Genomic DNA, 14,867 nt, shown 5'->3' with positions numbered 1-14,867 from the left:
AACTGTTTGGTAAGATTTAATTATTTTTATTTTCTTTATTTACAAAAAATTCATTTGGAATTAATGGATGATAATGTGGAAAGTTTTTATATAATAGTATCAAATTGCATAATAAAAAATAAAATATAGTACAAAGCTTTTTATAAGGAGTTATGAAAGTATGATTAAGCTTGGTAGCACTGGAGAAGAGGTAACTAAACTACAAGAAAATCTTATAGCTTTGGGCTATGATCTAGGTACTTCAGGTGCAGATGGCGATTTTGGAAAGGCTACTTATAATGCTGTCCTGCAGTTTCAAAAGGATTATCAACTGAAAGTAGACGGAGTTGTAGGAGTTAATACAGAATATGCAATAGATAAAGCTATATTAAATCATAACACTAAATACAGTGATGAATCACAGGTTGGTGATTTGCAAATATACGTAACTGGGCAACAGTTAAGAGAAATAGGATGGAAGAATGTTACAGATCATATGGTAGAGGACTTAAATAGATGCTTAGGAAGATATGAGATTACTACGCTACAAAGAATAAGACATTTTATAACTCAGTGTAGTTATGAGTCTGGCTTGGGATTATATACGAAAGAAATAGGAAGTGGATTAGCCTATGAATACAGAGAAAGTCTAGGTAATCGATATGCTGGTGATGGTCCGAAGTACAAAGGAGCAGGTTATATTCAGCTTACCGGATTTGATAACTATAAGAGATTATCAGAGGATATTCATGACCCTAGAGTAATGGAAGGTGTAGACTACGTAGCTCAAAATTATCCGTGGACAAGTGCAGGTTTTTGGTGGTATTCAAATTATATGAATGAACTTTGTGATAGAGGAGCCACAGTAGAGGAGATAACTGTAAGAGTAAACGGAGGTTATAATGGAATAGAACAAAGAAAAATATATTATAAGCTTTGTGCTTCGGTTATCAAATAGCATGAAAAAGATTAAATAGACAGCCTTTATTATTGTAACTGACTAAGATTTATTTTTTACGTTAAGTCTTAGTTAGTTATTTTTATTTGTCAGTATAACAATGAAAGTTAACTTTGACTAAAATAAAGTTGTTTATAGAAATTAGAAGAAGAGGTTTAAAGATACTTGCTAATATTGTAAAAACTTCAATTATTGGTATAATTATAATTGCTAAAGTTTCACTTTTAAGTTAAAGACATAATAATTATAAGGAGAATATGTGAAAGATATGAGTGAATTTAGATTTATAAGTGGAGGAATAGAATTATTAGATTTAGTAAGACCTTTATGGCAGATGCTAAATGAATATCATAAGGAAAAGTCTAAGGATTTTGAAGAGCAATATATAAGTTTTACCTTTGAGGAAAGAAAGAAAAAACTAATGGCTTCGGAACTTATGCACATAGATATTGTTGCTGACTCCAGTAATAAATATATAGCATATTGTATAAGCACAATAGATAGTGAATTAATAGGAGAAATTGATTCATTGTTTATAAAAGGAGAGGCTAGGAAATTAGGACTAGGTAATGAACTTTTAAAAAGATCTTTAAGTTGGCTGGATAGTAATAAGGTGAAAAGAAAGGTCATTACTGTTGCAGCAGGAAATGAAGATGTAATTGATTTTTATAACAGATATGGATTCAAAAAAAGAAGGATTGTTTTAGAATATGTTAGGGAATAAAAGAACAAGGTGAATTTTGAGAACTTAATTTAGTTCATAAAATTCACCTTGTTTTTATCTTACAAAATCTTTAGAAATTTAATTTGTTATCATTGAGGGTTACGCTAAAATTGTATTTACATATGTTAATATAGTGATATTTGAATTGAATATCGTATGTTTGTAAAATTAAATGTTATCTGAGACCTAAGTTTATAAAGATACATTTATCTTAAGTGCAATAAACTCATTATAGAGAAGAAGTGGAATACACTTCCTGCTATTACAAAAAGGTGCCAGATAGCATGATTATACTTTATCGAGTCCTTTATGAAGAAGAATGCCCCAACAGTATATGAAACCCCGCCTAAAACTAGAAATAGGAAACCGTAAAAAGGCATAGTCATGTAAAGTGGTTTTATCGCAAACATGATAAGCCATCCCATAACAACGTACAGAACAGTAGAAAGCACTTCGCGTTTTCCTGTATAAAACGCCTTGAGTGTTATTCCTACCACAGTACACCCCCATACAATGCCGAAAATTGTCCAGCCTACAAGTCCTCTTAATGCAGTAAGACAAAATGGAGTATAGCTTCCTGCTATTAAGATGAATATTGACATATGATCAAACTTTCTAAATAGTCTCTTTACCTTTTTACCGGGTAAACTATGATATAAGGTTGACTCTAGGTATAATATAACTAAGGTTGAGCCATAAATAGAAAAGCTAACTACATGCCATACCGTTCCATATATTGCTGCAAAAACAACAGCAATTACTAAAGCCGCTATTGCTAAGGCTGTTCCAATTCCGTGAGTTACGGAATTCATGATTTCTTCTTTCTTGGTGTAAAAATTGTCTTCCATAATTACTCCTTTCTTTGAGATGACTGGTAAAGATGAAACACTTCAATCCGAAATCAATTTTCAAAACTCCTCTAGGTTCTGAGAGGAGAATTTGAAAATATAAATTTAATTATGAAGTGGTTCATCAATATGTTAAAAACTTTATAAGTTATAATATTCACTAAATAAATAAATTGATAATAATATAAATTAAAGATGAATCACTTGAGTTCAGTAGTTGTTAAAGGATACATATTATATTAATAATACGATTTTACCCCAATTCTATAATTTATATTTCAAAATGTTAATGTTTTTTTAACAAATTTCATATTAATGCAATATATTTATTGAAACTTATATATTAAAATTATATCACAAAATAAATATAAATATTAATTTTGAAATGGGAATAATAATTTTATAGTAATTTTTTAATAACTTTATTTGATTTAATATACCATTATAATGTATTATAGAGGTGGTAAAAATTTTATATTATAAGTGAAATAGTAGAATCTTATCCTATTTAAATATTTTTTACTGGTAATATACTAATAAAATCCGGTATATAAAATCTATATAGGTTTAAAATAAGAATATCTCACTAAAGAGGGGTGCTAGAATGAAAACATTTCAATCGCTAATTAATGAAACTTTAGATGCTGAAGATTTAGAAGAATTGGAAGCCGCTGCAGATTTGTTCCAGTTTGGTATAGAGAAGGGTTATTATAATAGAAGACAGGTAGACGAATTTAATAACGCTTACTGGAGTGTAAAAAATAGATATTTAGCATATGAAATTGCTCAAAAGGTTAAAGCAAATAAGCTAGATATAATAACAATAGTTTCTAATGCTCCTGCTGAAATAAAGGAAAATAAGAATGAACTTCTTAATTACGTTAATGGACGTATGAAAGCATTAAAAGGAAAAATAAGTGGAATAAAATAATTTATAGATGTACCAACTTTATTATTTTTTATAATAATTTAAGCCTATTGATATAAAACAATAGCTTTAGTTATAGTAAACGAACTAAGTGGTACATCTATTTTTACTGTAATGGAAAGCATAAAATTTTTATGGCTTCTAAACATAGATATTTCAATGGTTTTAGAAGTCTTTATTGATACACAGTAAAAAATAAAGTTTATTGGCCTGTAAGTTTTCTCATATACATTGGGAAAGGCAGATGCGCAAGAAACTCACTGAATAAGGTCGCTTCAGCGACTTTTTTATTAACTCTTTATATATTAATTACGAAATCATAAAGCTTCTCATAGACAATGAACCTAATTCTATCCCTTCATACAAAAAGCTTACTTTCTCATCAGCTTCTTTAAGCGCTGCAATATATAGTAGTGGAAGATAGTGCTCATCAGTTGGTAATGACAACTTTTCTGTAATTCCTTGATTTTTATAATTTAATAGAGCTTCATGATCATTATTTGTTAATGCCTTCGCTATATAGCTATCAAATTCTATAGCCCAGTCGTAAGGGGAAGTATCAGAATCAAATTTAATTTTTCTTAAGTTGTGTACTATATTTCCACTGCCTAAAATCAAGAAACCTTGTTCCCTAAGGGTTTTTAGCTTTAATCCCAATTTATAATGCTCTTCTGGGGTGAAATTGTGATTTAAACTTAATTGAAAGGCTGGAATGTCTGCATTAGGATATAAATGTTTTAAAATAGCCCAAGCACCATGATCTAATCCCCATTGATTAGTAGACTTTACTCCAAAATCTTTTAAGCTTTCATAAGCAAATTGTGCGTATTTTTTTACACCAGTAGGTTTGTATTCTAATTGATAAAGCTCATCTGGAAACCCGTAAAAATCATATATTTGTTTAGGTTCATCTTGTATGTCTATATAACTTCCATCAGTAAGCCAATGAGCTGATATTATTAATATAGCTTTTGGTTTTTCAATTGTTTCGCCAAGGTTTTTAAGCATTTTAGTATAATTATTATTTTCTATAGCATTCATAGGACTTCCATGCCCTATAAAAAGAACTGGTAATCTTCTATTCATAAATATATCTCCAATCAAATTGTTATTTTAAATTAGTTAGTTACTTTTTTATATAATATAATATAATTAGTTGCAAGGAAATGCAACTGTTTTATAAAAAATAATATAAATACTATTAAAATTGTTGTGAGTATTTTCTATATATGGTTATAATTATGTCTATAGACTTAAAATAAATACAAAGGAATTGAAAAAGTGAGTGATTTAAGTAAAGTTCCTAATATAGGGAAAGTATTAGAACAAAGATTAAAAGAAGTGCATATAGATACATACCGAGAACTTAAAGAAACTGGAAGTAAGGAAGCATATAAGAGAATAAGGGAAATAGACCCGGGCGCATGCCTTAATATGCTTTGCGCATTAGAGGGTGCAATTCAAGGAATAAGATGGCATTCTTTAAGTCAAGATAAAAAAGATGATCTAAAAATGTTTATAAATTCATTATAAGTTTTTAAGTTTATTAGTAAAAATTTATTTAGCAAGGAGAAGTAGTATGATCGAATTAAGAGAGTTGTCACCTGAAGATGGTATAGAAATTTATAATATGCTTCAAGAAATTGGCCCAGGAGAAAATGGATTTTTTAATGATGGATATAACTATTCATTCGACGATTTTGGTAAATATCTATTAGATAACTATAATGCCTCAAGAGAAATAGGATTAAAAATAGGGCATGTACCTCAAACAACATTTTGGCTTGTTGTAGATGGACAACCTGTTGGAATAGCTAAGCTTAGAAGTTACTTAAATGCGGCTCTTAGAGAATCAGGTGGGCATATTGGATATAGTATAAGGCCTAGTGAGAGAAATAAGGGATATGGAAAGAAGCTATTGAAGGAAGCATTAAGTAAAGCCAAAGTTGTAGGAATAAAAGAAGTTTTAATTACATGCCATGAGGATAATTTGGAATCAAGAAATGTTATAGAAGCAAACAATGGAAAATTAGAAGTGATAAAAGAAGGACACTGTAAGTATTGGATAAAGTTATCGGAGTAATATTTTACTTTTTTGAATTTAGAAGAACAATAAAAAATGACCTAGCAGATTTGTAAGAGTCTGTTAGGTCATTTTTATTATAAAACTAGATTTTAGTTACTATATATCGTTTTTAACCTTTTGCTCATATCTCCAATACATAACAATAGCTACAATTGTAAAGAAGACAGGTCCGCCAATCATCCAAAGAGTAGATGACCAATCACCGTTTGTTGCAGGTTCTATTATTGTAAAGAAGTTAGCAAAGCCAACTGTGAAAGTTACAATTATAGTAGCAATTAATGCAGACGTATTGCTTTTGAAAACTTCAAAAGGCTTATTGATCGCAGTATTCTTCTTAAAGGAAGCAAAAGCCCCTGATATAAACAAGTATGGTAGAGTCATAGCGACATTTGTCATCAGTACAAGCTTGGTGAAGAATTTAGCTGCACCTTCTCCTCCAAAAGATACTAATAGAACAAAGACAATAACTATAACACATTGAACCCACATTGCATTTTTAGGTATACCATTTTCAACCTTACTCATTTTTCCTGGCCATAATTTTGCAGGAGTTCCTTCAATGATTTGTTTTAGTGGAGCATATGATAATGTGAAGAATGCGCCAGTTAAAGCAAGGAACATTGAGAATCCAACAAATCTAGCAACCCAAGCACCTAATTGTAGTGAAGCTGCTTCGCTTAAATGGAAGCCAAGACCTAGCTGATAACCTAAGTTTTTCATAACAACATAGGCTACATTTCCCATATGCACACCTTTTACTGAAAGCACATCTTGCCAATTTGTAAAGATTCCACATAAGAATATTCCTAAAGAATAACCAATAGCGATAATTATAGCTGCAATGGTTATACCTTTAGGGAAGGTAACTTCTGCATTTTCAGTTTCATCAACTAATCCACCCACTACTTCTATACCACCATATGCAAATATTGCAAATACTAAAAATGATAGTATAGATATAGATGATTGATATGAAGGATTTGGAGATGCGAAGAATGCAGAACCAGATTTAACAGATTCAGCTACATGTCCGCCATTTACAATTAGAACTATAACTGCACCTAGAAGTAAAACTATGTTTAATAGTGCTACCGCAGTTCCTCCGATTGAAGTTATCTTAGTTATTTTCTCCAACCCTTTTGAGGCTGTAAAGGTAACCACTAAAATCCATGCTACTCCCATTAATCCTAAAGTTTGAGTAGAGTTAAGTCCAAGTATTGACCAAGTGGCTGTAGTATCTTTGCCGAAAATCATGTTTGAAAGTGGAATCCATATTACTGAACATATGTTAACCATCCAAACAACGTAAGATGCATACCACATAAAGGTTCCTATGAACGCATATCTAGGACCAACTGATTTATCCATCCAAGAATATATTCCGCCTTTTTCATTTTTGAATGCAGCACCATACTCTGCCATCATAAAAGCGAATGGTATAAAGAAAGCTATTGCAGATACTATGTACCAAGGAATTGCACTATATCCCATAAGATAAAAAGATCTTGGCATATTTGCAAATCCAAATACTGATGTGAAAATCATTAAAACCAATGAAACCAGTGTTAATTTTTTCTTTTTGTTATTTTCCATTTTTCTCCCTCCGTGAAACATTTAAAATAAATATTAGTTCTCAATAAACTAATTTTAAAGATAATGATGCATATTTATATATATTGCACATAACATTATATATCTTGGTGTGACAAAATCAATAACTGCAACAACTGATTAAATGCTTGTTAAGTTACAATAAAATTATCAAAGATTTAACAAGAAAATGCTAAAAGTAATATTATATTAAATAATTACATTATTTTTAGCAAAAGACATAAATTTTATTTAAAAAATAGAAAAAACTTTAAAAAAACTATTTACAAAATAAGGGTGCTTTACTATAATAAATTCATAAAGTATTAAATCGATGAGTAAGAGTAGTAAGCGTGTAGAAAGAATTACAGAGAGCTGCGGTGGTGAAATGCAGTATTTGGATATAAGCTGAATGGACTTACGAGAGGGAGCCGAAAATTATAGTAGGTGACACGTGTTCTCACGTTACAGGGATAAGATATTATTATGTATCTGATTAAGAGATTACTTTTAATTAAGTAAATTGAGGTGGCACCGCGATTATATCGTCCTCTATATGCATTTATTTGCATGTAGAGGACTTTTTGTTTTTCAAAATATTCATTAAACAATTATTTTGCACTTCTTTAATAATTAAATAGATTATTTATGTGTTTTTTAATAATGGAAATGGAATATCTATATAGCAACTATCCAGTCAATATATTAATTCTATGATCAAAGATATCTTTCATAATTTAAAAAGTAATTTACAACTAAATATAATTAAAAGGGTACAAGAGTCAAATACAATTAATCTTATACCTTTAATAAATATTACCCAAAATAGTTTTTTGAATATTCGGAAAAACAGATTGCGTTTAATTTTATGAGTGAGGTGGTTATTATTTTTAATTATACAAAAAATGAATTTGATTTTCTTAGGCAAAGTGGATATTCCATAGATCTAAATCTAAAATTTCATGGTGATGAGACTACGCCAATTTCTATATTTTATTCACTAAGAAGAGAGAAGATGTTCCTCTTAGAGAGCTCGGTTTTTGATGAAGAGAAAGGAAGATATAGCTTTATAGGTATTGAACCTTATGCTGAGATTAGAAGCAGGGGATTAGAAATTGAAATATTAGAAAAAGGGATTACTACAGGGATTAATGGTAGAATACTAGACCAAGTGCAGAGGTTCATTGAGAAAGTGAATTATAAGAATGAGAGTGCAATACCATTTCAAGGTGGTGCAGTAGGCTATGTAGGATACGATGTTATAAAACAATATGAGTGTATATTAAATTCCAATAGGGATCCATTAGATTTACCTGAAGCGTATCTAATGTTCTATAAAAAGTTTGTGGTTTACGATCATTACGATAAAACAGTTTCAATACATCAAATAGTCTTAAATAACGAAAAGATAGATTACGAAGAGGTACAAAATAATCTGCTACTGACAAAAGAAAGAATATGTTCTTATAACAAAACTAATGAAATTGAAGCTGAAGTTTCTAGTAAAAAAATAAGTTCAAACACTTCAAAAGAAGAGTTTGTAAATATGGTTAGTGACGCAAAAAAATATATAGAAAATGGAGATGCTTTTCAGATAGTTGTTTCTCAGAGATTTAGCCGTGAGTTTAGTGAGGACCCATTTAAGATATATAGGAAACTACGAAGTAAGAATCCTTCACCTTATATGTTTTTTATAGATTACGAGAACTTTCAAATAGTAGGTTCATCTCCAGAAAGTCTAGTAACAGTAAAGGGAGATGTGGTTACCACTATGCCTATAGCTGGAACTAGAAAGAGAGGAGCTAATATACAGGAGGATGAGAAAATAAAAGAGGAACTCCTTAAAGATGAAAAAGAATTGGCAGAGCATTTAATGCTAGTGGACTTAGCAAGAAATGACATAGGTAGAATAAGCAAAATTGGAACTGTTAAAGTAGAAAGATTTATGGATATTGAGATTTATTCAAAGATTATGCACATTGTTTCAAAGGTTACAGGAATATTGAAGGAGGATAATAAATCTTTTGATGCTTTGAAGTTTTGTTTACCGGCAGGAACTTTATCTGGGGCTCCTAAAATAAGGGCTATGGAGATAATAGAAGAGCTGGAAAAAGAAAAAAGAACAGTTTATGCAGGGGCGATAGGATACTTTTCCTTCAACGGAGATATGGACACCTGTATAGCAATTAGAACAGTAGTGTTAAAAGACGGAAAAGGTTATGTTCAAGCTGGTGCAGGGATAGTATATGATTCTATTCCGGAAATGGAATATGAAGAAAGTTACAATAAAGCACTTGGTGTTTTGGAGGTTATAAAATGATTGTTTTAATTGATAATTATGATTCCTTTACTTATAACGTTTATCAATATTTAAGCGAATTAGGTGAAGAGGTTGAAGTTTATAGAAACGATAAGATAACGTCTAATGACATAAAGCAGCTGTCTCCGGAGGCTATTATTATTTCTCCTGGACCAGGATATCCAAAAGATGCAGGAAATTCTTTAGATATAATAAGTGGAAATTATAAGAATATACCTATACTAGGCATTTGCCTTGGACATCAAAGTATAGGAGAGGTTTTCGGAGGAACAATTATTAAAGCGCAAAAAGTAATGCATGGAAAAAGTTCAGAAATTTATCATGAAGACAATGTCTTGTTTAAAGATATACAATGTCCAACTAAGGTTATGAGGTACCACTCATTGGTTATAGATAAAGCTTCCCTTAGTGAAGAACTGAAAGTCATAGCTACTTCTATTGATGATAAAGAAATAATGGCAGTAAAGCATGTAAAGTATCCTGTTTATGGTATACAGTTTCATCCAGAATCCATTTTTACACCTATGGGGAAAAAGCTACTGGAAAACTTTATTGAAATAAAAAATAGTTATAGGAGGAATGTAGTATGAAATCAGAATTTCAAATTGCTCTTAAAAAGATAACATTGAATGAACAATTAACTTTGGAAGAAGCCTTTAATGCTAATAAATATATATTAAGTGGAGATGCAGAAGAAAGTGAAATTGGAGCTTTTCTTGCAGCTCTTAAAACAAAAGGAGAAAAGCCACAAGAAATAGCTGGTATGGCTAAAGCCATGAGAGAACTTTCTAGTATAGACTTTGATTTTAAGGATTCCTTTGATAATTGCGGCACAGGAGGAGATTTTTCTAATAGTTTTAATATAAGTACAACTTCAGCTTTTATATTAGCTGGAGCAGGTGTAAAGGTGGCTAAGCATGGGAATAGATCAATTTCTAGTAAATGTGGGAGCGCTGATCTTCTTGCTGAGCTTGGAGTAAATATAGAACTATCGAAAGAAAATGTAAAACGACTTATGGAGGAAGTTGGGATGGCATTTTTATATGCACCAGCAATGCATCCGAGGATGAAATATGTTATGAAAGTAAGACGAGCGCTTGGAATTCCAACTGTTTATAACATACTTGGACCTCTAACAAATCCTCTAAATCCAAATAATCAGCTTATAGGTGTGTATAAAAAAGATTTAGTTAAAGATCTTTGTGAAGCATTAAAATTGCTCGGTAAGAGTAGGGCTTTGGTTGTAAATGGTGATAATAGATTGGATGAAGGAACTTTAGATGGAGATAATTATTGTGCATTTTTATCTGATGGACAAGTGAAAGAAATGGTTATAAATAGCGGCAGCTTCGGTTTAGATAAAGTAAGTTTAGACAAGTTAGTAGGTGGAGATGCAAAACAAAACAGTAAGATAACTATGTCTATATTAGATGGTGAAAAAAATCATTATAGAGAGGCTGTTGTATTTAATTCTGCTCTTGGACTAATGGCTAGTGGAGCTTGTAATGATATAGCTTTAGGAATTGATATGGCAAAGGAAATCATAGATACTGGGAAAGCAAAAGAAAAGCTTGAGAAACTTATAAAGGAGAGTAATAGAATATGAAAAACTTCTTAGAAGAAATAATTTGTTTAAAAGAGCTTGAAGTTGAAACTTTAAAACTTCAGTACAAGGAACATGATTTTCCTGAAAGAAAGCGAGCTTTTCATTCATTTATAGAGGGATTAAAAAATAGTGATGATTTTAAAGTCATAAGTGAGATTAAAAAAGCCTCACCCTCAAAAGGGGACTTAAATACTCTGCTTAATCCAAAGCTTAGAGCTTTAGAATATGTAGAAGCTGGGGCTGATTGCATATCAGTTTTGACAGAAAGACATTTTTTTAAGGGAAAGGAGCAGGACATAATTGACGTAGGTGAAGCGGTTGATATTCCTTTACTTAGAAAGGACTTTATAATAGATTCAGTGCAATTGCAGCAAAGCTTAAGTCTTGGTGCTGACTTAGTTCTATTAATAGCAGCTATAAATTCAAAGGAAAAACTTAAAGAATTATATGATGAAGCGGTGAAGCTTGGTCTTGAACCTTTGGTTGAAATTCATGATGAAGAAGATTTAGAAAAGATTTTAGAACTAAAGCCTAAACTTATAGGAATTAATAATAGAAATTTAAGAAGTTTTAAAGTTGATATAAATACAACTATCACATTAAAGACAAAAATGAATTTCCCTGAAAGTTATGTTATTTCTGAAAGTGGCTTTGATTGTATAGAAAAAATAAACAAGGTTAAGGAATGTGGAATCAGAGGAATTCTTGTAGGTGAAGCCTTTGTTACCTCAAATAATTTTAAGAAGTTGTTATCAAGTTTTAAAGGAGGTGGAGATTAGCATGTCAACACTAATAAAAGTATGTGGGATAAGAGATTTAAAAACTGCAAGGTTTTGTAGTGAATTAGGTGTAGATGCTTTAGGATTTGTTTTTTGTAAAAGCATTAGAAAGATAACTCCAGAGGAAGCAAAGAGTATAATAACTTCACTGCCTAAAAATATTTTAAAGATAGGTGTTTTTATGGATAATGCCATAGAAGAGGTGCGGCAAATCAGAGATTTTTGTGGACTAGACGTGATTCAGCTACATGGTGATGAGGATATAGATTATTGTAAACAAATTAAATCTCCATATATAAAAGCCTTTAAAACTAACAAACAGGATTTTGATAGTATGAAGCAATATGATTGTTTTGGATATTTAGTAGATTCACCAAAAGACTTTACTGGAGATATGATAGGGAAGGTTTTTGATTGGACGGTAATAAAAAATGTGTCAGAGGATATAAGAAATAGAATTATTTTAGCTGGTGGACTAAATTCATCAAATGTAGTTGAAGGAATCAAAGCTGTAACACCATTTATGGTGGATGTAAGTAGTGGAGTTGAAACAAATAGAGTAAAAGATTTAGATAAGATTGAAACATTTATAAGGAAGGTGAGAGATTTTGAAGAAAATTAAAGATTATGTTATGCCAGATATAAGAGGACATTTTGGACCGTATGGTGGAAGATTTATACCTGAAACTCTTATGAATTCAGTAATTGAATTAGAAAAAGCCTATTTAAAATATAAAGATGATGAGGAATTTAAGAAAGAGGTAGAGTACTATCTTAAGGACTATGTAGGAAGAGAAACACCATTATATTTTGCAAAAAATCTTACAGATTATTGTAGTGGAGCAAAAATCTACTTGAAGAGAGAAGATCTAAATCATACTGGTGCTCATAAGATTAATAATACTATAGGGCAAGTGATACTTGCGAAAAGGATGGGAAAGAAAAAGGTTGTTGCAGAGACTGGTGCTGGCCAGCATGGTGTTGCTACTGCTACTGCAGCGGCGCTGTTTGGTCTTGAATGCAAGATTTTTATGGGAGAAGAGGATATTGAGAGACAAAAACTTAACGTTTTTAGAATGAAAATGCTTGGAGCAGAGGTAATACCAGCAAGAAGTGGTACTAAGACCTTAAAGGATGCAGTAAACGAAGCTCTTAAGTACTGGGTTAGTAATGTGTTTGATACTCATTATGTAATGGGATCAGTACTTGGTCCACATCCTTTTCCAATGATAGTAAGAGATTTTCAAAGCGTTATTGGAAATGAAACCAAAAAGCAAATTATGGACATAGAAGGAAAACTACCGGATGCAGTTGTTGCATGTGTTGGGGGAGGAAGCAATTCCATGGGAATGTTCTATCCTTTCATAAAGGATGAAACGGTAGAGCTTATAGGAGTTGAGGCTGCTGGAGAAGGAGTTGAGACTGAAAGACATGCTGCAACCATAACAAAAGGGGAAGTAGGAGTGCTCCACGGAAGTATGATGTATATTCTTCAAAATAGAAGTGGTCAAATACAAGAAGCTTATTCAATATCCGCTGGTCTAGACTATCCTGGAGTTGGTCCAGAGCATTGCTACCTTAAAGATATTGAAAGAGCGAAATATTCTTATATTGATGACAATGAGGCTTTAGAAGGTTTTAAACTTCTAACAAAGTTAGAAGGAATCATTCCTGCTATGGAAAGTGCACATGCTATAGCTCATACTGTGAAAATTGCTAAGAACTATGGAAAAGATAAAGTTATTGTAGTGTGCTTGTCAGGTAGAGGAGACAAAGATGTAGAAAGAGTAAGTGAGATTTTGGGGGTGAACCTAGTTGATTAGAGAAGCGATAGATAAGCTTAAAGAAGAAAATAAAAAAGCCTTTGTGCCTTATATAATGTGCGGAGATAAGTCTATTGAGTATACTAAGCAAACCATATTAAAGTTAGCTGAGATAGGTGCCACTGCTATAGAGATAGGTGTTCCTTTTTCTGACGCAGTAGCGGATGGGGATAGGATACAAGAAGCTGGCAATAGGGCTATTGCAAATGGAGTAAACTTAAAGATAATTTTTAAGATGATAAGTGAGGTTAGAGAGAAATCTTCTGTGCCATTAATATTAATGACATATCTTAATCCTATAATAAACTATGGTATTAAGGAATTCTTTAGGGATATGGAAAAAGTAAAAGCTAATGGACTTATAGTTCCTGATCTGCCTTTAGAAGAATTTGATTTTATACTACCTCATATAGAGGGCAAAAATATAAGCTTAATACCTCTATGCTCTATAACTAGTGGTGAAGATAGAATAGAAAAGCTTTCTTTAGCAGGAAACGGATTCTTGTACGCAGTAACCGTAGCAGGGGTAACTGGTGCTCGAAAAAGTTTTAACGATGACACTATGAGATTCTTAAAGCAAGCAAAAGGTGTATCAAAACTTCCTGTACTTGCTGGCTTTGGCATATCTACTCCTGAGCAAGCAAAACAAATCTCTGAAATTTGTGATGGAGTTGTAATTGGAAGCAAGGTTATGGAATTAGTTAATTCAGAGGATTACGAAAGTATAGAAGAAATTGTAGCAGCTCTAGGGTGATTATATTTTTAAATTCTCATCTCAGAACCCAGAGGAATTTTGAAAATACATTTTGGTTTTAACTGATACATCTTGATATAGATAAACTACTTCATATTAGAATCTATCCTAGGAGTTTAATGATCGAAGTAGTTTATCTATAGTTTCTAACTCAACTATTAATTTATTCATGCCCGAAAATCCCTAGAAGCCGGGATTTTTGAACAAGTATAAATTAAGTTTCAATATATGGGCTCTTTAGATGTACAGCGTATAATAAAAAATAAATTTAAAATTTTCTAAAAATATATATTGAAAATGTTTTCTGAGGTTGACAAATAGAAAATAAAGGATTATGCTTTTATAAATTGATAGATTAAAATTCCGATGGAGGTAATTATGAATAGCAAAATTAGAGAAAGATTAGAACAAGTAAATAGCTTTTTTTACTTTTTTAGCTGGGGTTATTTTTATAACGCTGGTTACTTGTTCT

Annotated in this window: 15 protein-coding genes and 1 other annotated feature; of the genes, 12 read left to right on the top strand and 3 right to left on the bottom strand. The window is 31.3% G+C overall.

Annotated elements, in window-relative coordinates; all coding sequences use genetic code 11:
- Positions 1–160: 160 nt before the first annotated feature.
- Both OCU55_RS11645 and OCU55_RS11640 read left to right on the top strand, forming a co-directional pair.
- Positions 161–937, top strand: a complete 777-nt coding sequence (locus OCU55_RS11645; protein ID WP_261852481.1) for a peptidoglycan-binding protein — start codon at positions 161–163, stop codon at positions 935–937.
- A 268-nt stretch (positions 938–1,205) separates the two neighbouring features.
- The gene (locus OCU55_RS11640) at positions 1,206–1,661 is read left to right on the top strand and encodes a GNAT family N-acetyltransferase (RefSeq protein ID WP_261852480.1); all 456 of its coding nucleotides are present in this window, start codon (positions 1,206–1,208) and stop codon (positions 1,659–1,661) included.
- 206 nt (positions 1,662–1,867) lie between these two features.
- Here the strand turns inward: OCU55_RS11640 and trhA are convergent, their stop codons facing one another.
- On the bottom strand, positions 1,868–2,509 hold the full coding sequence (gene trhA, locus OCU55_RS11635) for a PAQR family membrane homeostasis protein TrhA (protein WP_261852479.1): 642 nt from the start codon (positions 2,507–2,509) through the stop codon (positions 1,868–1,870).
- Between the two features lie 604 nt (positions 2,510–3,113).
- Between trhA and OCU55_RS11630 the strand changes: the two genes are divergently transcribed.
- A complete protein-coding gene (locus tag OCU55_RS11630) occupies positions 3,114–3,440 on the top strand; it encodes a hypothetical protein (protein WP_200265642.1) in 327 nt (108 codons plus the stop codon).
- A 306-nt stretch (positions 3,441–3,746) separates the two neighbouring features.
- Here the strand turns inward: OCU55_RS11630 and ygiD are convergent, their stop codons facing one another.
- A complete protein-coding gene (gene ygiD / locus OCU55_RS11625) occupies positions 3,747–4,523 on the bottom strand; it encodes a 4,5-DOPA-extradiol-dioxygenase (protein ID WP_261852478.1) in 777 nt (258 codons plus the stop codon).
- Between the two features lie 195 nt (positions 4,524–4,718).
- Between ygiD and OCU55_RS11620 the strand changes: the two genes are divergently transcribed.
- Both OCU55_RS11620 and OCU55_RS11615 read left to right on the top strand, forming a co-directional pair.
- Entirely contained in the window at positions 4,719–4,970 is a 252-nt protein-coding gene (locus OCU55_RS11620) for a TfoX/Sxy family protein (protein ID WP_261852477.1), read from the top strand.
- Positions 4,971–5,016: 46 nt separating this feature from the next.
- The gene (locus OCU55_RS11615) at positions 5,017–5,520 is read left to right on the top strand and encodes a GNAT family N-acetyltransferase (protein WP_261852476.1); all 504 of its coding nucleotides are present in this window, start codon (positions 5,017–5,019) and stop codon (positions 5,518–5,520) included.
- 99 nt (positions 5,521–5,619) lie between these two features.
- On the opposite strand, the gene yjeM is transcribed toward OCU55_RS11615, so the two are convergent.
- The gene (gene yjeM, locus OCU55_RS11610; protein ID WP_261852475.1) at positions 5,620–7,116 is read right to left on the bottom strand and encodes a glutamate/gamma-aminobutyrate family transporter YjeM; all 1,497 of its coding nucleotides are present in this window, start codon (positions 7,114–7,116) and stop codon (positions 5,620–5,622) included.
- A gap of 322 nt (positions 7,117–7,438) precedes the next feature.
- Positions 7,439–7,669, top strand: a binding site (T-box leader).
- 312 nt (positions 7,670–7,981) lie between these two features.
- Here yjeM and trpE point away from each other — a divergent pair.
- From trpE to trpA, 7 genes are read left to right on the top strand one after another with little or no spacing between them, the layout of a single operon-like run.
- On the top strand, positions 7,982–9,433 hold the full coding sequence (gene trpE, locus OCU55_RS11605) for an anthranilate synthase component I (protein WP_261852474.1): 1,452 nt from the start codon (positions 7,982–7,984) through the stop codon (positions 9,431–9,433).
- Positions 9,430–10,023, top strand: a complete 594-nt coding sequence (locus tag OCU55_RS11600) for an anthranilate synthase component II (protein WP_261852473.1) — start codon at positions 9,430–9,432, stop codon at positions 10,021–10,023. The genes trpE and OCU55_RS11600 overlap by 4 nt, the downstream gene beginning before the upstream one ends.
- Positions 10,020–11,039 (top strand): anthranilate phosphoribosyltransferase, encoded by a 1,020-nt coding sequence (gene trpD / locus OCU55_RS11595; RefSeq protein ID WP_261852472.1) that lies wholly within the window; start codon positions 10,020–10,022, stop codon positions 11,037–11,039. Before OCU55_RS11600 ends, trpD begins: the two co-directional genes overlap by 4 nt.
- Entirely contained in the window at positions 11,036–11,818 is a 783-nt protein-coding gene (locus OCU55_RS11590) for an indole-3-glycerol phosphate synthase TrpC (protein WP_261852471.1), read from the top strand. Before trpD ends, OCU55_RS11590 begins: the two co-directional genes overlap by 4 nt.
- A gap of 1 nt (position 11,819) precedes the next feature.
- Complete coding sequence (locus tag OCU55_RS11585; protein ID WP_261852470.1) at positions 11,820–12,440, top strand: phosphoribosylanthranilate isomerase; 621 nt, start codon at positions 11,820–11,822, stop codon at positions 12,438–12,440.
- A 19-nt stretch (positions 12,441–12,459) separates the two neighbouring features.
- The gene (gene trpB / locus OCU55_RS11580) at positions 12,460–13,641 is read left to right on the top strand and encodes a tryptophan synthase subunit beta (RefSeq protein WP_261852753.1); all 1,182 of its coding nucleotides are present in this window, start codon (positions 12,460–12,462) and stop codon (positions 13,639–13,641) included.
- A complete protein-coding gene (trpA, locus tag OCU55_RS11575; protein WP_261852469.1) occupies positions 13,634–14,395 on the top strand; it encodes a tryptophan synthase subunit alpha in 762 nt (253 codons plus the stop codon). Before trpB ends, trpA begins: the two co-directional genes overlap by 8 nt.
- Positions 14,396–14,867: the final 472 nt, after the last annotated feature.

Origin of the sequence: Clostridium folliculivorans, from assembly GCF_024341905.1 — a bacterium.
In the GTDB taxonomy this organism is placed as follows: Bacteria; Bacillota; Clostridia; order Clostridiales; family Clostridiaceae; genus Clostridium_AR; species Clostridium_AR folliculivorans.
This window is presented reverse-complemented; position numbering and strand designations above follow the sequence as displayed.